The sequence below is a fragment of the Novosphingobium subterraneum genome (assembly GCF_000807925.1).
Lineage (GTDB): Bacteria > Pseudomonadota > Alphaproteobacteria > Sphingomonadales > Sphingomonadaceae > Novosphingobium > Novosphingobium subterraneum.
Map to the genome: position 1 here is coordinate 14,511 of NZ_JRVC01000011.1, position 15,792 is coordinate 30,302.

Below are 15,792 nucleotides of genomic sequence, written 5' to 3' on the forward strand. Positions count from 1 at the left end.
GGCTCTCCGGCCATGGATCATGTCGATTCAGCGGTCCGGCTTGCGGTTCTGGACGGGTTCGAAGAGGGCGGTCTGGGCTGGCTTTGGGCCACGGACGGCGAAGGCCGGTTGAGCTATATCACGCAGACGATTCTCGACCATGCACAGTCGTATATCGGGCGCCCTTTTCCGAGCGTGGTCGAAACCGACAACAGCGCCGCCGCAGGCCAGCCATCGCGTTCCCTGGCTTTCCAGTTCTCTGCCCACAGCCGGATATCGGATGTCATCGTGCGCTTTGCCGTCCGCCGTGATGACCAGCGTTGGTGGTCCTTGTCCGGACAGCCAAGGTACACGCCGGAAGGCACATTCACCGGTTACGTGGGCTTTGCCCGTGACGTGACGCAGGAATATGCGCGGCAACGCGAGGATGAGCGCGCCGCCGAATTCGATTCACTCACCGGTCTTTTCAACCGGCATCGCATGACGCGCAGGTTGGATGCCATACTGGCGGCCTATCGCGCTTCCGGCCGCTGCTGCAGCTTGCTGATGCTCGATCTCGACAAGTTCAAGCACGTCAACGATACGATGGGCCATCCCGCCGGGGACGAACTGCTGCGCCAGGTGGCCGAACGCCTGCGCAAGGTAGTCGGGGATCGTGGCGATATCGGCCGCCTCGGCGGTGACGAGTTCCAGGTCATCCTGCCCGACATCGAAGATCGTGGCCGTTTGGGCGAGCTGGCCTCCAAGCTGATCCAGATGATCTCGCAGCCATATGCCATCGAAGGCAAGCGTGCAGTCATCGGCACTTCGGTTGGTGTTGCCGTGGCGCCGCACGATGGCGAGGACCGCGAAGCGCTGGTGGCATCGGCCGACCTTGCGCTCTATGCCGCCAAGAACGGCGGTCGGGGGCAATTCCGCTTCTTTTCGGCCGAGCTCAAGGACGAGGCGCAGGAGCGCACGATCCTCACCGAAGATCTGCGGGAAGCACTGGGGCGCGGTGAACTGGAACTGCATTACCAGCCTGTCGTCCGGATCGCCGACAACTACGTGGTGGGATTCGAGGCGCTGATGCGCTGGAATCATCCCGAACGGGGACCCATCGCGCCTTCGGTGTTCATTCCGATCGCCGAAGAGAGCAACCTCATCGTTCCCTTGGGGGAATGGGCCTTGCGGCAGGCTTGCGCCGATGCAGCCCAGTGGCCGGACAATGTGCGCTTGTCGGTCAACGTCTCGGCCGTGCAGTTTGCCGTGTCCGGTTTCGTCAATGCAGTGGCGTCTGCAGTGGCGACGAGCGGGATCGATCCGGAGCGTCTGGAGCTCGAACTGACCGAAACCGTGTTCATGCGGGACAGCGAAGCGGTTGACGAGGTGTTTGCGTCGCTGAAAGGGCTGGGTGTGCGCCTTGCCCTCGATGACTTCGGAACGGGCTACTCCTCGCTCAGCTATCTGCGTTCGGCTCCGTTCGACAAGCTCAAGATCGACCGCAGCTTTGTCGAGACTTGTGCGGCTAAGGACAACAACAGCGCCAAGATCATCTCCGCGATCATCGGTCTGGCCGAGGCGCTCGGCATGGAGACGACGGTTGAAGGCGTCGAGGCGTTCGACCAGCTCGACGTGGTGAAGAAGCGGGGGGCCAAGCTCGTGCAGGGACACCTGTTTGCCCGTGCCATGCCTCTGGCCGAGGTGGAGGCAAAACTCGAGAGCGGCGATCTGAAGCTAGAGCCCAACGGTCCGAAGCGGCATCGCCCGGAGAGAAGGTCGGTATTCCGCCGCGTGACAGTGATCCATGAGGACCACCGCTACGAAGCCGTCATGCGCGACCTTTCTCGTACCGGTGCGCGGATCGACGGCTTGCTCGGCGTGCCGGTAGGGACCAGCCTTGTCGTCGACCTGGGCGGGGGGCAGCTGGTCGTCTCTATGGTGGTGCGTTCGGAGGAGGCGGTGATCGGCGTCGAATTCGAACAGCCCCTGACCAGCGATGGCGCTGGTGGCTTGTGCACACGTCACCGGGTGCCGCCATCGACGTTACAAGCTGCGGGCGCTGCTGCCGAACCGAAAGGCAAACCACGCTTCATCCAGGTTGCCGTGCCGGGCTCGCGCGAGAGAACCTGACAAAATTGCGCTGAACGGGACCCTTGCACTCGTCTCATCGTTCCCGCACATCGCACTTTCGATTTTCCGCCTCTGCAAGGATCCCAACCAGAATGCCTACCGGCCTTGTCGCCCTGCTTGACGACGTGTCCGTCATCGCCCGTGCCGCTGCTGCCTCGCTTGACGATGTGAGTGCCGCCGCAGCTAAGGCCGGGACCAAGGCCGCAGGCGTAGTGATCGACGACGCGGCGGTGACCCCCTCATACGTGACCGAATTCACCCCGGATCGCGAACTGCCGGTCATCGCGCGCATCGCCAAGGGCAGCCTGTTCAACAAGCTGGTGATCCTGCTGCCTGCGGCACTGCTGCTAAGCGCGTTCCTGCCATGGGCGATCACGCCCCTGCTGATGGCCGGGGGGCTGTTCCTCTGCTTCGAGGGGGCGGAGAAGCTTCTGGAAAAGCTGGGGGCTGAGAAACATGGCCAGACCCTGGAAGACCAACCGGCTGACGCAGCGTCATTCGAGAATGAACGGGTTTCCGGTGCAGTGCGGACCGACCTGATCCTGTCGGCCGAGATCATGGCGATCGCCCTAGCCGAAGTGGCTGATCAGGGCATCATTCAGCAGGCGCTGATTCTGGCGCTCGTCGGTGTGGTCATCACCATCGCGGTTTATGGCACCGTCGGCTTCATCGTGAAGATGGACGATATCGGACTGCATCTTGTGAAGCGGACCTCGGCCACGGCCAAGGCCATCGGCGGGTTTCTTCTGCGAGCGATGCCAGTGTTGCTGGCAGTGCTGGCCACGGTCGGCACGGCGGCGATGCTTTGGGTCGGCGGCGGCATCATCCTCCATGGGCTGGAGGTTCTGGGCATCTCGGGGCCGGCACACCTTGCACACGAGGCGCAGGATTGGGTGGAGCATGCAACGGGCGCACTTGGTGGAGTGCTGGGCTGGCTCACCTACGCGGTGCTTTCTGCCTTGGTCGGCGTGGCGCTTGGTACGATCGTCGCCTTTGTCGTGCATGCCATAGGCAAGGCGCGCGGAAAGCACTGACGCTTCAGGCTGCGCGGCGGACGGGCGCCTGCTTCGGCGAATGCCCCTCGCGATAGTGGCGGATGGCAAACTCGCTCACCAGGCGTTCGAACACAGCGTCGTGCAGGCGATGTTCGAACTCCAGCCCCGAGACCCGATCCCGGCTCCACACCACGAACGCCAGCTTGGGCTGGAGGCCCGGCAGCATCAGGTAGAGCGGTTCGTCGATCCGCAGCTTCTCGAGGCCCTCGATCCGCGCGCCGTAAGGATTGAGATCCTTAAGCATAACCGTTGACCGTGTTGCGCCGTGCTTGCAGCGAACCGGAAGCTCGATTCCCACGCGTGAGGCGCGGCGCTTTACATCGAGTTCTTCGGAACTGGTATCCAGCCACATGACAGGTCCTCCTCTGGTTTTAACCACATGGATAAGGACGGAGCGTCGGGACAGGATTTCAGGGCGGTACGTGTTTGCCACAAGACCCGTGCGTCAGTTGCAAGCGGCACAGCTTGATTTGCAAGTGTAACGCGAGGCCAGCTTGCGCTGGATCAAGGCTCCGACTGTTGAGGGCATTAATCACGCATCAGCTTCACAGGATGCCAAGGAGATCCTCATGACCGCCGCAAGCCTTGCCGAACTCGCCCCGCTTCGTCCCTTTGCAACGCGCGACGGCACGCGCCTGGATGTGCGTGCGGCCTTTTCCGAAGACGAGGCGGTGCTGGAAAGCTTCTTCGAAAACGTCAGCGCTGAGGACCGCCGCTTCCGTTTTCTCGCAGCAAGCCGCCATGTCGGACACGACCAGCTCTATCCACTGACCCATTGCGATCACTGGCGCACCGAAAGCTTCCTGGCATTTGATCATGAGAGCGGGGTGCTCGTAGCCTCGGCGGTACTCGCCTGCGACGCCAAGATGGAGACCGGGGAAATCGCTGTCTCGATCCGCAACGACTGGCGCGGTCGCGGCATCGGCTGGGCGATGCTCGACCTGCTTGGTGAAGAAGCGCGCAAGCGCGGGCTGCGGCGCGTGATCTCGATCGAGGATCGTGACAACCATGCCGCCATCGAACTTGAGCGCGAACGCGGCTTCGTGCCCCGTGCCATCGATGGTGACCCGCGCCTCTTGCTGCTGGAAAAGCGCTTCGACTGACGCAGTTCCTCGGGTCGCATCGAGGCTGCAGCCGGGGCAGGGGAAGGCCTGCTCCGGCTTTTGTTACTCAGGGTAATCGGGCGAGCATATCCCGCGCAAACAGCGAAAGCGTGTCGTCGCGCGCGCCCATGATTACGATCCGGTCGCCCGGGCGGGCAAGGACAACGATTCGGTCGGCGCAATCATCGCGCGAGGGGAGGTATTCGGCCTGCCCGCCGTGCTCGCGGATCATGCCGACGATGCGCTCTGACCCGACCGAGCGATCCACCGTTCCACCGAAGTAGACAGGATCGCACAGGATCGTGACGTCTTCCGGAGACAGTCGGGTCGCCAGGACTTCTGCGAGTTCGTGGCCCATCTGTCGCAGCGGACCATAGCCGTGCGGCTGGAAGAACGCGATCACCCGGCCCGGGTGGGCCTTGAGGGTGGCGAGAGTGGCCGCGACCTTTTCAGGGTTATGACCGAAATCGTCGATGACCGTGATCCCGCCGGCGCTGGTGCCGACGATGTCGAAGCGGCGGGCCAAGCCGGAAAAGCCTGCAAGGTGCCGAACACCGTCGTTCAGCGGTACTCCGGCGGCCTGCGCTGCAGCAAGGGCCGCCAGCGCATTGGCAAGGTTGTGGCGGCCCGGCACCTTGAGCGTGAGCGGATAGGCGGCGCCGTCGTTGCGGTCGATGACCGTCGCGGAGATTGAAGTGGGCCCTTCCGCAATCGTGCCTGGTTCTACGAAGATGCGCGCATTGCCTGCAAACCCGAACGTCACTGCCTTGTTTGCGCGATGTACCAGTGCAAGGCTTTCCGGGTCATCGGCGTTGATTACTGCAATCGCCGCCCGGCCGAGGAAATCGCCAAACAACTCGTGCAGTTCCTCAAGGCTCTTGTGATCGAGACTGACGTTGTTCAGCACTGCAATCAAAGGTTCGTAGAGCGCGATGGAGCCATCGCTCTCGTCAACCTCCGAAACAAAAATGCCGCCAGAGCCGACTCTTGCGGAGGCGAACGGTGCATCCGCCGCAACAAAGTTCTTCATCACCGCGCCGTTCATGATCGTCGGATCCCGCCCTGCGGCGGTGAGGATCCATCCGATCATCCCCGTCACGGTGGATTTGCCGCTGGTGCCGCCCACCGCAATGCTATGCGCACTCGCGTTGAACAGTCTCGACAGCAACTCTGCGCGGCTCATACGCTCACAGCCGAGCGCCTTGGCTTTGACGACTTCGGGGACAGTATCCTCGACAGCCGCCGAGGCTACGAGCACTTGGCCTGCCGAGGTCAGGCCTGAACCATCCTGCGCAAACAGCTTAAAGCCGAGCGTTTCCAGCCATGCGAACTTCTCCGGCGTCCTGCCCTGATCGCGGCTGCGGTCAGACCCTGCAACCTGGGCCCCCATTCCCCGCAGGATCAGCGCGAGCGGCAACATCCCCGAGCCGCCGATCCCGCAAAAGAACCAGTTGCGCGTGGTGAGATCGGAAGGGGCTGCAGGATCGGTCGTGGTCATGCCCTTGCGGTATGCGCCCGCGCGGCTGGTGACAACCATCCGATTGCCGCTTTTACCGCAGCGGAGAAACCGGCTAGGGAATGCGGGTGACCAGACGCATCGCCATCTGCGCGCCTTCGACGCCGTTCACACGGGAAGACGCCGCGCGCGTGATTGCCTTGGCCGAGGCGGAATCCCCCGAACTCGAACTTGTTTTCCACGAACAGTGCTTTGTCAGCGATGGGCACTTCGCCGGATCGGACGCACTGCGGCGCGCAGCATTCGTCGAATGCGCCAATGATCCCGCGTTCGAGGCGGTTTGGTTCGTGCGCGGTGGTTACGGCGCCAATCGCATCGCCATGGATGCGCTGCCCGAGCTCAGCGCGTCGGCCTATGACAAGCAGTATCTGGGCTACTCGGACGGCGGGACTTTGCTCGGACTGCTGTACCGCGCCGGCATTGGCCGGCAGGTCCATGCACCTATGCCGGTCGATCTGCGCCGGCCGGGCGGCGAGGCTGCTGTCCTGCGCACGCTGGATTGGCTAAACGGAGGTCGTGCCGGCCTTGAACCTTCGCTTGCCGGCGGGAAGCCCGCCGTCGCATTCAACCTGATGACGCTCGCAATGCTGTGCGGAACGCCACTGATGCCGAACCTTTCCGGGCACGTCGTGATGGTCGAGGAAGTTGCCGAGTACCTCTATGCGGTGGACCGGCTGCTGTTCCATGTCACCGGCAGCCTTTCCTTGGTTGGCGTGGCAGGGCTTCGCCTTGGCCGCGTCAGCGACGTGCCTGAAAACGACCGCCCCTTCGGTTGCGAGGTCGAGGACATGGCGCGACACTGGTGCTCGCGCACCGGGATCGCCTATCTCGGGCAGGCCGACATCGGCCACGATATCGACAACAAGATCGTCCCGTTCGGGCTTGCCTGAAGAGAACGGCGGCAATAGGGCGCGCGCCACAGTAGTGACGGCAACCAATTCGGGCGCGATTGAGGAGAGTTGCAATGCGAGCTTTCGTTTTTCCGGGGCAGGGCAGCCAGAAGGTCGGCATGGGCCTCGAACTCGCCGAAGCCAGCGCCGTGGCGCGCGAAGTGTTCGAGGAAGTTGACGACGCGCTTGGCCAGAAGCTTTTCCAGATCATGAAGGAAGGCCCGGAAGACGCTCTGACCCTTACCGAAAACGCCCAGCCCGCGATCATGGCCAACGCCATCGCCGTGCTGCGCGTGCTCGAGAAGGAAGGGGGCATCACGCTAGCAGAGAAGGCCGATTTCGTGGCCGGGCACAGCCTTGGCGAATATACTGCGCTTTGCGCTGCGAGCGCGTTCAGCCTTGCCGATACCGCACGCTTGCTGAAGCTGCGCGGCCAGTCGATGCAGGCTGCGGTGCCTGTCGGACAGGGCGCGATGTGCGCGCTGCTGGGGGCCGACATCGAGAAGGCGACTGCCTTGGCTGAAGCTGCAGCCGAAGGAGAAGTCTGCACTGTCGCCAACGACAATGATCCGACGCAGGTCGTGCTTTCCGGCCACAAGGCGGCGATTGAGCGCGCGGTGGCGATGGTCAAGGATCATGGCATCAAGCGCGGCGTGCTGCTGCCGGTGTCCGCGCCGTTCCACTGCCCGCTGATGCAGCCTGCGGCCGATGCCATGGCCGAGGCGTTCGAGAAGACTCCGCCGTCCGCGCTGCGCGTCGCGCTTTTCGCCAATGTCACCGCCGCAGTGGTGACCGATCCTGCGGAAGTGAAGCGCCTTCTGGTCGAACAGGTCACCGGCCGCGTCCGCTGGCGCGAAAGCGCGATGGCGATGAAGGATGCCGGCGTCGAGCAGTTCGTCGAACTTGGCGGCAAGGTCCTTGGGCCCATGATCAACCGCTCGGTCGCCGATGTGTCCGTCACCAGCGTCATCGGCATGGCCGACATCGAAGCCATCCTCAAGGAGCTCTGAGCCCATGGAAAATCGTCTTTTCGACCTTAGCGGCATGACCGCCCTCGTCACCGGCGCTGCCGGGGGCATCGGCTCCTCGATCTGCCATGCACTGGCAAAGCAGGGTGCCCGCATCGCCCTGTCGGGCACCAATCCCGCCAAGCTGCGCGCCTTCCGCGAGGAACTGAACGACACATACGGTCATGACCACGTCGAAATCACCTGCGATCTTTCGAACACCGAGCAGGTCGAGCATCTCGTCCCGGCGGCGATGGACACGCTGGGCAAGCTCGACATTTTGGTGAACAACGCCGGCATCACCCGTGACAACCTAGCCATGCGGATGAAGGACGAGGAATGGGACGCGGTCATCCGCGTCAACCTCGAAGCCGCGTTCCGCCTGATGCGCGCCGCGACCAAGCCGATGATGAAGGCCCGCTTCGGCCGCATCGTCACCATCACCAGCGTTGTCGGTGCGACCGGCAATCCCGGCCAGGTCAACTACGCGGCGGCCAAGGCCGGACTCGTCGGTATGTCCAAGTCGCTGGGTCAGGAACTCGCCAGCCGCGGCGTCACCGTGAACTGCGTCGCGCCCGGCTTCATCCGCACGGCGATGACCGATGTGCTGCCCGATGGCCAGAAGGACGCGCTCAACGCCCGCATCCCGATGGGGCGCATGGGCGAGGGTTCGGACATCGGCGCTGCCGTCGCCTATCTCGCCTCGAAGGAGGCGGGCTACGTCACCGGCCAGACGCTGCACGTCAATGGCGGCATGGCGATGATGTCGTAATGCTCTCCTGAGCCCCGCCACAGGCTGATTCTGGCGGTTTTATCCCCAACTTAGGGGACAAGAGCGGGGCCGGTGCTTGCCGAGTCCCGCCTCTGCGTTAAGACAGGTAGTCCGAACCAAACGCCGGGGAGCGTGATTCCCCGGTTCAGCCATATTCACGGGGCAGGGCCATCCGGCCGTTCCCGGGGGGATCGAGACGAGAATGAAGGCGACGATCGAACGCGCGACGCTCCTGCGCTGCCTGTCCCACGTCCAGTCGGTGGTCGAGCGCCGGAACACGATTCCGATCCTGTCCAACGTGCTGATCGAGGCCGCGCCCGACAACACGGTCCGTCTGATGGCGACCGACCTCGATCTCCAGATCGTCGAGACCATGGCTGCCATCTCGGTCGAGAGCCCGGGGGCCATTACCGTTTCGGCGCACCTGCTGTTCGATATCGCGCGCAAGTTGCCGGATGGCTCGCAGGTCAGCCTTGAGACGTCGGACAATCGCATGATCGTGAAGGCTGGCCGCAGCCGCTTCCAACTGCCGACGCTGCCGCGCGATGATTTCCCGGTGATCGTCGAGGGTGACTTGCCCACCAGCTTCGAAGTTCCCGCGCGCACGCTGGCCGAACTGATCGACCGCACCCGCTTTGCGATCTCGACCGAAGAGACGCGCTATTACCTCAACGGTATCTTCCTCCACGTTTCGGACGATGCGCAGCCCGTTCTCAAGGCCGCCGCCACCGATGGCCACCGCCTTGCCCGCTTCACCATTGCTCGCCCCGAAGGCGCAGAGGGCATGCCCGACGTGATCGTGCCGCGCAAATGCGTGGGCGAGCTGCGCAAGCTGCTGGAAGAAGTGCTCGATTCGGCCGTGCTGATCGACCTTTCCGCCAGCAAGGTCCGCTTCACCCTTGGCGGTGAAAACGGCGTAGTGCTCACCAGCAAGCTGATCGACGGCACCTTCCCGGATTATAGCCGAGTCATCCCGACCGGCAACGACAAGCTGCTCAAGCTTGATCCGCGCTCGTTCTTCGAAGGCGTCGATCGCGTGGCGACGATCGCCACCGAGAAGACCCGCGCCGTGAAGATGGCCTTGGAGAATGACCGCGTGACGCTTTCGGTCACCAGTCCTGACAACGGCACTGCTGCGGAAGAACTCCCGGCAAGCTATGCTGCCTCCGGCTTCGAGATTGGCTTCAACGCCAATTATCTGAAGGACATCCTCAGCCAGATCGACGGCGACACAGTCGAACTGCACCTTGCCGATGCCGGAGCGCCGACGCTCATCCGCCGCGATGATAAATCACCTGCGCTTTATGTGCTGATGCCGATGCGCGTCTGATGCTATTACGGTCCGTGCGATGCACGGACCGGCGGCCGGCACCGGTCTGATCACCATCGTCACAAGACACGATGTTGGGTTAACGAAAGTAAGTTTTGCCTCTCGTAGTGCCACTGTAGTGCCAATTACCGTATTTGAAGCGTCGGTTGATACTGTCTGCTCGAACAGGAGTGTCGAGGATGCAGAGTTCCCACGATCCGCAGGCGGTGGCCAAGAAGCTGGCTTTCTTCAACATCGGCAGCGAGGATCTCGCCCGCTTCCCTGAGATCGCATCGGCGTTGCGCAAGCACGCACCGCCTGCACTGGACAATCTTTACGACCAGATTTCCGCAACCCCGGAGACATCCCGCTTCTTCGGTTCGCGCGCTGCGATGAACCATGCTCGCGACAAGCAGATCGAGCATTGGGCCGGGATGTTTGGCGGCTCTGTCGACAAAGCCTATTTCGACAGCGCCGAGCGGATTGGCAACGTGCATGCCCGGATCGGACTTGAGCCGGGCTGGTATATTGGCGCCTATGCCTCCGTGCTCGAGAACATCGTAAACAAGATGTTCGCAGGCTTCACGGCAATCTTCCGTCGGCGGCAGGTGGCCAAGTCTGTCGGTTCCATGATCAAGCTGGCGCTGCTGGACATGGAGGTGGCGCTTTCGACGTACTTCAAGGCCGAGGAAGCTGCGCGAGTTGCGGTCATCGACGAAGTGAGCGCAACCTTGCGCGCGATGGCGGAAGGTGATTTTGCCACTCCGGTGCCGGATTTGCCAACCGCGTTTGCGGAACTGCAGAAGCATCTCGACGGCATGCGGGTCCAGGTTTCAGGCGTGTTGCGCAACGTGGCCGACACATCTGGCTCGGTTGACGTCGGGGCCAAGCAGATCCGCCAGGCTTCCGACGATCTGGCGCGCCGTACCGAACAGCAGGCGGCGAGCCTGGAAGAAGCATCGGCGGCGGTCACTGCGCTGGCCTCAACCGTCAATACGACGGCCGGCGATGCGGCGCACATGCACGATTCGGTTCAGCAGGCGCATGGCGAGGCGATGCGGGGCGGCGAAGTCGTCAGCGAAGCGGTCCAGGCCATGAACGATATACACAATTCGGCGCAGGAGATCGGCAAGATCATTTCTGTCATCGATGGCATCGCGTTCCAGACCAATCTGCTTGCGTTGAACGCGGGCGTAGAGGCGGCCCGTGCCGGAGATGCCGGCCGCGGGTTCGCGGTGGTGGCCACCGAGGTTCGCGCGCTGGCGCAGCGCACTGCGGACGCCGCCCGCGATATCAAGCACCTGATCACGGCCAGTTCGACACAGGTAGAGCGCGGGGTGAGCCTTGTAGGGCAGACCGGGGATACCTTTGCCCTGATCGTGGAGCAGGTCGGCCATGTCGCCCAGCTTGCCAGCAGCATCGCCGCGATGGCGCAGGATCAGGCTGGCAGCATTGGCCAGGTTCGCGAGACCGTGCGTGAGATGGACACCATGACCCAGCAAAACGCTGCGATGGTCGAGGAAGCCACGGCAGCGGCACGAAGCCTTGCGGGCGAGGCCAACCGCCTGTCTTCGCTGGTTTCGCAATTCAGGCTTGAGGGCAACTTCGGCCATTCTGCGAATGCAACGTTCCGCAACGCTGCCTGAATTAGCGTGAAAGCCGGCAGGCCCGCCCCCGAACGAAGGGGCGGGCCTGCCTGCGTCATTCTGCTGCTTCGAGGAGCTCCGCCCGCTGCGGGCCGCGGATCAGCACGCCCGGCGTCGCCCCGGTCCATTCTCCCTTGCGGAACGTCACCTTGCCGCCCTTGATGGTGTAGTCATACCCCTCGGCTTTCTGAAGCAGGCGCTTGCCGCCCGCAGGCAGGTCAAACGCCAACCAAGGCTTGAGCAACTTGATGTTGTCGAAGTCGATGATGTTGATATCGGCCAGGTATCCCGGTGCCAATATGCCGCGATCGTCCAGCCCGTAGAGCCTCGCCGTGTCGTGGCACTGGCGCTTCACGGCATGTTCCAGGCTGATCCTGCCGCCACGCTGGCGATCCCGGACCCAATGCTGTAGCATGAACGTCGGACTGGCCGCGTCGCAGATCGTTCCGCAATGCGCTCCGCCATCGGAGAGCGAGTTCACGGTATCTTCGGATGCTTGCAATGCCTCCAGGAAATCGAGGTTGCCATCGGCGTAATTCAGGATCGGCAGGTAGATGAAGCCGGTTCCGTCATTCTCCATCAGCTTGTCGTAAGCATAGGCGTCCGGCGCAACGCCTGCCGACTTTGCACGAGCGAGCACGCTGGCTTCGGCCTGCGGCTCGTAATCGAAGCCGTCGTCCATGATGAATTGGTTGTGCCAGCCTTGCGAGATCATCATCAGCAGGCCGATGATGTCGCTTTCCGGGTACTCGTTTGCTTCGGACAGGACTTTCTCGCGGAAGGCCGGGTCCTTGAGGTGGGCGAGTTGCTCTTTCCATGGCAGGTCGGCAATCGCCACATAGCTTGGCCGGAAGCGGAAGGGGTGGATCGTGCCCTGCCAGGCCATGATCACGCCGTTTCCGCGCAGAGCGATCTGGGCGACGATGTTTGCCCCTTGCGCGTTCTGGCGGCGCATTTCCGCAATCTGTTCCTCGAGCGGCATTTCCTTGGCGATGGACTGCAGCGCCGCATAGGTGACGGGCAGCCCGGTCTCACGGCTGAGCGCCCCCATCCAGCCGAATTCATCCCATTCGCGGCGCATGTCGGAAGCCATTTCGAACACGCCATGGCCAACACGGCCCATCGCGCGCCCGATCTCGATCAGCTCTTCCGCCGTGGCCGTGGTGCCGGGGACCACTTCACCGTCGACCGACTTGTGGATCACCGTGCGGCTGGTCGAAAAGCCGAGCGCGCCGGCACGGACACCTTCCTCGACGATCTCTGCCATCTTGCGGATGTCGTCCTCGGTCGGGATTGCACCCGGTTTCTCGCGATCACCCAGCACATATGCGCGTACCGCCCCGTGCGGCACGTGCGTGCCGATATCGACCGCGCGCGGCATCTTCTCCAGCGCATCGAGGTACTCGGGGAAAGTCTCCCAGTCCCAGGTCATGCCCTCGGCCAGCGCAGTGCCCGGAATGTCTTCCACGCCTTCCATCAGGCCGATCAGCCAATCGTGGCGATCAGGCGCGGCGGGGGCGAAGCCGACGCCGCAGTTGCCCATGACCACGGTGGTCACACCATGCCAGGAAGAAGGCGCCATTTCGGCGTCCCAAGTCGCCTGACCATCGTAGTGCGTGTGTACGTCCACCCACCCCGGCGCAACGACACGGCCGGTGGCATCGATCTCCTCGGCAGCATCGCCGCGCACAGTGCCGACGGCGGCAATGAGGCCATTCTTCACGGCAACGTCGCCGGTAAAGCGCGGCGCGCCGGTTCCGTCGACGATCGTCCCATTGCGGATGATCAGGTCATAGGCTGGCATAAGCTGGCTCCTTCTCCCCGCGCAGGCCGACTCAAGCTGGTCGCCTGTCGCGTTAACCGGGCGATTAAGTCAGAGGTTTGCCCGACGGTCAACTGTCCGGGCAGGGCGTTGCATCAATCATGGCCGCTGGCCCTAATCATCTCTTCGACGTCCACGAATTTCTCGCGCGGAGCATCGTCCCGTGCGCGCAACGTTTCGGCTTCCTCGATCTTCTTCCAGTCGTCGAAGCTGACCACGTCCAGCTTGCGGGCAGCTGCGAGGGCATCGAAGCCAACGCGCCCGGTCTTGCGTTGGCTCTGGGGAAAGTCCTCAGCGATCATTTCGACGATGCCGAAGCCATCCGGACGGTTGGTGCCGATCGTGCCCGAAGGCCCCCGCCGCGCCCAGCCCACGCAATAAAGGCCGGGGAGGATGCGCCCTTCGTCATTGGCAAAGCGGCCGGCGCGATCATCGAAGGGCACGCCTTCGATCGGCGAAGTCTGGTATCCGATGCACGAGATCACCAGGTTCGCCGGAATTTCGTAGAACTCGCCTGTGCCGACCGCGCGGCCCGCCTCGATACGCGTGCGCTCAACGGAAATCGCCTGCACCTGGCCTTCGCCCATCAGCCCCCGGGGCGAGGCGAAGAAATCGAATTCCACCTCCAGCGGCAGGTCGGCGCGATGGCTTTCCGGGATGGCCGCGAAAGAGCGCAAATGTGTCACGGACTTGCGGATGCCCGGTTCAAGCAGCGCGTCTTCCACTTCTTCGGGCAAGTCGCGCGGATCCACCCACGGGGCGGTGCGGGAAAGGTGGCCAAGCTCACCCAGTTCCTTGGGTGTCATCATGATTTGGTGAGGTCCGCGCCGCCCGAGGATGACGATCCGCTTGATCTTCGAGGCCATCAGCCGTTCAAGCGCGTGCGCCACGATGTCGCTTCCGGCAAACTCCTCGCGCGTCTTGGAAAGGATGCGCGTCACGTCGAGTGCGACGTTGCCCATGCCGATGACTACGGCGGTGTGGCCGGACAAATCAGGATCGAGCGCGGCGAATTCGGGGTGGCCATTGTACCATCCGACAAAGGCCGCGCTGCCGAAGACGTTTTTCAGATGATCGCCCGGAACGCCGATGTCCTTGTCACGTGGCGCGCCAGTGGCAAGCACGACCGCGTCGTACAGGCCCTGCAGTTCCGCAATCGAGACGTCCTGGCCAACCTTGACGTTGCCGACGAAGCGCACGTTGTCGGCAAGCGCGGTCTGTTCATAGCGCCGGGTTACGCCCTTGATCGACTGGTGATCCGGCGCGACCCCGAAGCGAATGAGGCCGTAGGGCACCGGCAGCATGTCGAAGATGTCGATGCGGACGTCATCGCCCCACTGCTTTTGCGCGGCTTCCGCGGTGTAGTACCCGGCCGGTCCCGAACCGACGATCGCGATATGCCGCATGGCCTCTCCTCAGCCTTTCGAGTCTTTCTTCGATGCTATCGTCAAGACAGCAAAAGGAAAGCGGGCCAGCGAGGTTCACGATCAGCCGCGGTGGATATCCTCGTCCAGGAAGGCGCGCAGCTTTTCGATGAAGCGGTCACGCTGGGACAGCATGAACAGGTGACCACCGCCGTGGAACATCTCGATCCGGCTGTGGGGAATGGCATTGTGAAGGAAATGGGCATTAGAGGCCGGAACCAGCTGGTCCTCCTCGTCGGCCATGATCATCACCGGCATGGACAGAAGCGGCAGGAACGGCACGCTGCTCCATGTCGCAAACGCCATCATCTGATATGAGAAGCCGAGCGGCGAGGGCGCCTTGGCCGCATTGAGCGAGACCTTTCCGCTGCCCCCACCATTATAGATCGAGGCGAGGTTTCGGCGCAGTGTCCGCTCTACCGTGTACTCACGTGGATCGGAAAGGTGGGCGAGCATGGAGCTATTGCCGGGCACCATGGTCGCGCCGCCGGATGCCGTGGCCGCAAGAACGATCCGCCCGGTCCGTGCGCGGTGCTGGAAGGCGAATTGCTGGGTCAGCGCGCCGCCCCAACTGATCCCGAGGATATCGACCTGTTCGATGCCCAGAAGATCGAGCAGCGACGCCGTGGTCAGCGCCATGCTCGGAATCGTATAGGGCAGTACTGGATCGGGCGAGCCACCGATGCCCGGCATGTCGAAGCAGATCACCTCGCGCTCTGGCAGCGCCCGGGCGACGGGGGCAAGCAGTTCGAGGTTCATGCCGATACCGTTGAGCATGAGCAGAGGGCGATATTGGCCTCTTCCGGCCCCTTCGTGCCAGCGCGCAATGTTGAGACGACGTCCGGCAACGCCAATCTTTGATTGTTTCGGTGTACTGTTCACTATGACCCCACGCTACAGCCGCTGACTAGCACCTTCGCACTCGCAGCAAAAGTACACGAATGCGGATCGCTTAACGCTTTCTCAAAGCACCGTCGTGCAAACACGCGCCATGCCGGGAGACGCTGAAACTCAACCAAACAGGCAAACTGCCACGCGCGACTTCGCGCGTACGCGCCGGCGGGAACGTCCTGTCGTCCCGGCAGCGCCCGAAGCAGGGGCCAGTTTTCTGTTTGGCAGCGATTCGGCGAACCGCCTGATAGCGCCGGAATGGCCGC

At 63.1% G+C, this 15,792-nt stretch carries 13 protein-coding genes; 8 read left to right on the forward strand and 5 right to left on the reverse strand.

Going from position 1 to position 15,792, the window contains the following annotated elements; translation table 11 throughout:
• The first annotated feature begins 12 nt into the window (after positions 1 to 12).
• On the forward strand, positions 13 to 2,091 hold the full coding sequence (locus NJ75_RS11900) for an EAL domain-containing protein (protein ID WP_236727134.1): 2,079 nt from the start codon (positions 13 to 15) through the stop codon (positions 2,089 to 2,091).
• Between the two features lie 92 nt (positions 2,092 to 2,183).
• Positions 2,184 to 3,125 carry a DUF808 domain-containing protein gene (locus NJ75_RS11905; protein WP_039334772.1) on the forward strand — a complete coding sequence of 314 codons (942 nt, stop codon included), beginning with the start codon at positions 2,184 to 2,186 and terminating at the stop codon, positions 3,123 to 3,125.
• A gap of 4 nt (positions 3,126 to 3,129) precedes the next feature.
• Here NJ75_RS11905 and NJ75_RS11910 read toward each other — a convergent pair whose 3' ends face one another.
• Positions 3,130 to 3,498, reverse strand: a complete 369-nt coding sequence (locus NJ75_RS11910; RefSeq protein WP_052242402.1) for a PilZ domain-containing protein — start codon at positions 3,496 to 3,498, stop codon at positions 3,130 to 3,132.
• Between the two features lie 217 nt (positions 3,499 to 3,715).
• On the opposite strand from NJ75_RS11910, the gene NJ75_RS11915 reads away from it, so the two are divergent.
• Entirely contained in the window at positions 3,716 to 4,249 is a 534-nt protein-coding gene (locus NJ75_RS11915) for a GNAT family N-acetyltransferase (protein WP_039334963.1), read from the forward strand.
• Between the two features lie 67 nt (positions 4,250 to 4,316).
• Here NJ75_RS11915 and NJ75_RS11920 read toward each other — a convergent pair whose 3' ends face one another.
• Positions 4,317 to 5,747: a glutamate ligase domain-containing protein gene (locus NJ75_RS11920; protein ID WP_039334965.1), complete on the reverse strand. Its 1,431-nt coding sequence runs from the start codon at positions 5,745 to 5,747 to the stop codon at positions 4,317 to 4,319.
• Positions 5,748 to 5,827: 80 nt separating this feature from the next.
• Between NJ75_RS11920 and NJ75_RS11925 the strand changes: the two genes are divergently transcribed.
• The 5 genes from NJ75_RS11925 to NJ75_RS11945 all read left to right on the forward strand — a co-directional run bounded on the left by NJ75_RS11925 (position 5,828) and on the right by NJ75_RS11945 (position 11,389).
• Positions 5,828 to 6,655, forward strand: a complete 828-nt coding sequence (locus tag NJ75_RS11925) for an LD-carboxypeptidase (protein WP_039334775.1) — start codon at positions 5,828 to 5,830, stop codon at positions 6,653 to 6,655.
• 74 nt (positions 6,656 to 6,729) lie between these two features.
• The gene (gene fabD, locus NJ75_RS11930) at positions 6,730 to 7,665 is read left to right on the forward strand and encodes an ACP S-malonyltransferase (protein ID WP_039334776.1); all 936 of its coding nucleotides are present in this window, start codon (positions 6,730 to 6,732) and stop codon (positions 7,663 to 7,665) included.
• Positions 7,666 to 7,669: 4 nt separating this feature from the next.
• A complete protein-coding gene (fabG, locus tag NJ75_RS11935; RefSeq protein ID WP_039334779.1) occupies positions 7,670 to 8,434 on the forward strand; it encodes a 3-oxoacyl-[acyl-carrier-protein] reductase in 765 nt (254 codons plus the stop codon).
• A 202-nt stretch (positions 8,435 to 8,636) separates the two neighbouring features.
• Positions 8,637 to 9,764, forward strand: a complete 1,128-nt coding sequence (dnaN, locus tag NJ75_RS11940; protein WP_039334782.1) for a DNA polymerase III subunit beta — start codon at positions 8,637 to 8,639, stop codon at positions 9,762 to 9,764.
• Positions 9,765 to 9,943: 179 nt separating this feature from the next.
• Positions 9,944 to 11,389 (forward strand): globin-coupled sensor protein, encoded by a 1,446-nt coding sequence (locus NJ75_RS11945; protein WP_039334785.1) that lies wholly within the window; start codon positions 9,944 to 9,946, stop codon positions 11,387 to 11,389.
• A 55-nt stretch (positions 11,390 to 11,444) separates the two neighbouring features.
• Here the strand turns inward: NJ75_RS11945 and NJ75_RS11950 are convergent, their stop codons facing one another.
• The 3 genes from NJ75_RS11950 to NJ75_RS11960 all read right to left on the reverse strand — a co-directional run bounded on the left by NJ75_RS11950 (position 11,445) and on the right by NJ75_RS11960 (position 15,517).
• A complete protein-coding gene (locus tag NJ75_RS11950) occupies positions 11,445 to 13,193 on the reverse strand; it encodes an N-acyl-D-amino-acid deacylase family protein (protein ID WP_039334788.1) in 1,749 nt (582 codons plus the stop codon).
• A 113-nt stretch (positions 13,194 to 13,306) separates the two neighbouring features.
• On the reverse strand, positions 13,307 to 14,617 hold the full coding sequence (locus NJ75_RS11955) for an FAD-dependent oxidoreductase (protein ID WP_039334792.1): 1,311 nt from the start codon (positions 14,615 to 14,617) through the stop codon (positions 13,307 to 13,309).
• A gap of 81 nt (positions 14,618 to 14,698) precedes the next feature.
• Positions 14,699 to 15,517: an alpha/beta fold hydrolase gene (locus NJ75_RS11960; RefSeq protein ID WP_039334795.1), complete on the reverse strand. Its 819-nt coding sequence runs from the start codon at positions 15,515 to 15,517 to the stop codon at positions 14,699 to 14,701.
• Positions 15,518 to 15,792 lie beyond the last annotated feature (275 nt).

Bases quoted from the DNA above. Each gene is read 5' to 3' on its own strand.
- dnaN (WP_039334782.1), top strand. From the start codon at position 8,637: ATGAAGGCGACGATCGAACGCGCGACGCTCCTGCGCTGCCTGTCCCAC.
- fabD (WP_039334776.1), top strand. From the start codon at position 6,730: ATGCGAGCTTTCGTTTTTCCGGGGCAGGGCAGCCAGAAGGTCGGCATG.
- NJ75_RS11905 (WP_039334772.1), top strand. From the start codon at position 2,184: ATGCCTACCGGCCTTGTCGCCCTGCTTGACGACGTGTCCGTCATCGCC.
- NJ75_RS11925 (WP_039334775.1), top strand. From the start codon at position 5,828: ATGCGGGTGACCAGACGCATCGCCATCTGCGCGCCTTCGACGCCGTTC.
- NJ75_RS11910 (WP_052242402.1), bottom strand. From the start codon at position 3,498: ATGTGGCTGGATACCAGTTCCGAAGAACTCGATGTAAAGCGCCGCGCC.
- NJ75_RS11955 (WP_039334792.1), bottom strand. From the start codon at position 14,617: ATGCGGCATATCGCGATCGTCGGTTCGGGACCGGCCGGGTACTACACC.
- NJ75_RS11920 (WP_039334965.1), bottom strand. From the start codon at position 5,747: ATGACCACGACCGATCCTGCAGCCCCTTCCGATCTCACCACGCGCAAC.
- NJ75_RS11945 (WP_039334785.1), top strand. From the start codon at position 9,944: ATGCAGAGTTCCCACGATCCGCAGGCGGTGGCCAAGAAGCTGGCTTTC.
- fabG (WP_039334779.1), top strand. From the start codon at position 7,670: ATGGAAAATCGTCTTTTCGACCTTAGCGGCATGACCGCCCTCGTCACC.
- NJ75_RS11915 (WP_039334963.1), top strand. From the start codon at position 3,716: ATGACCGCCGCAAGCCTTGCCGAACTCGCCCCGCTTCGTCCCTTTGCA.
- NJ75_RS11900 (WP_236727134.1), top strand. From the start codon at position 13: ATGGATCATGTCGATTCAGCGGTCCGGCTTGCGGTTCTGGACGGGTTC.
- NJ75_RS11950 (WP_039334788.1), bottom strand. From the start codon at position 13,193: ATGCCAGCCTATGACCTGATCATCCGCAATGGGACGATCGTCGACGGA.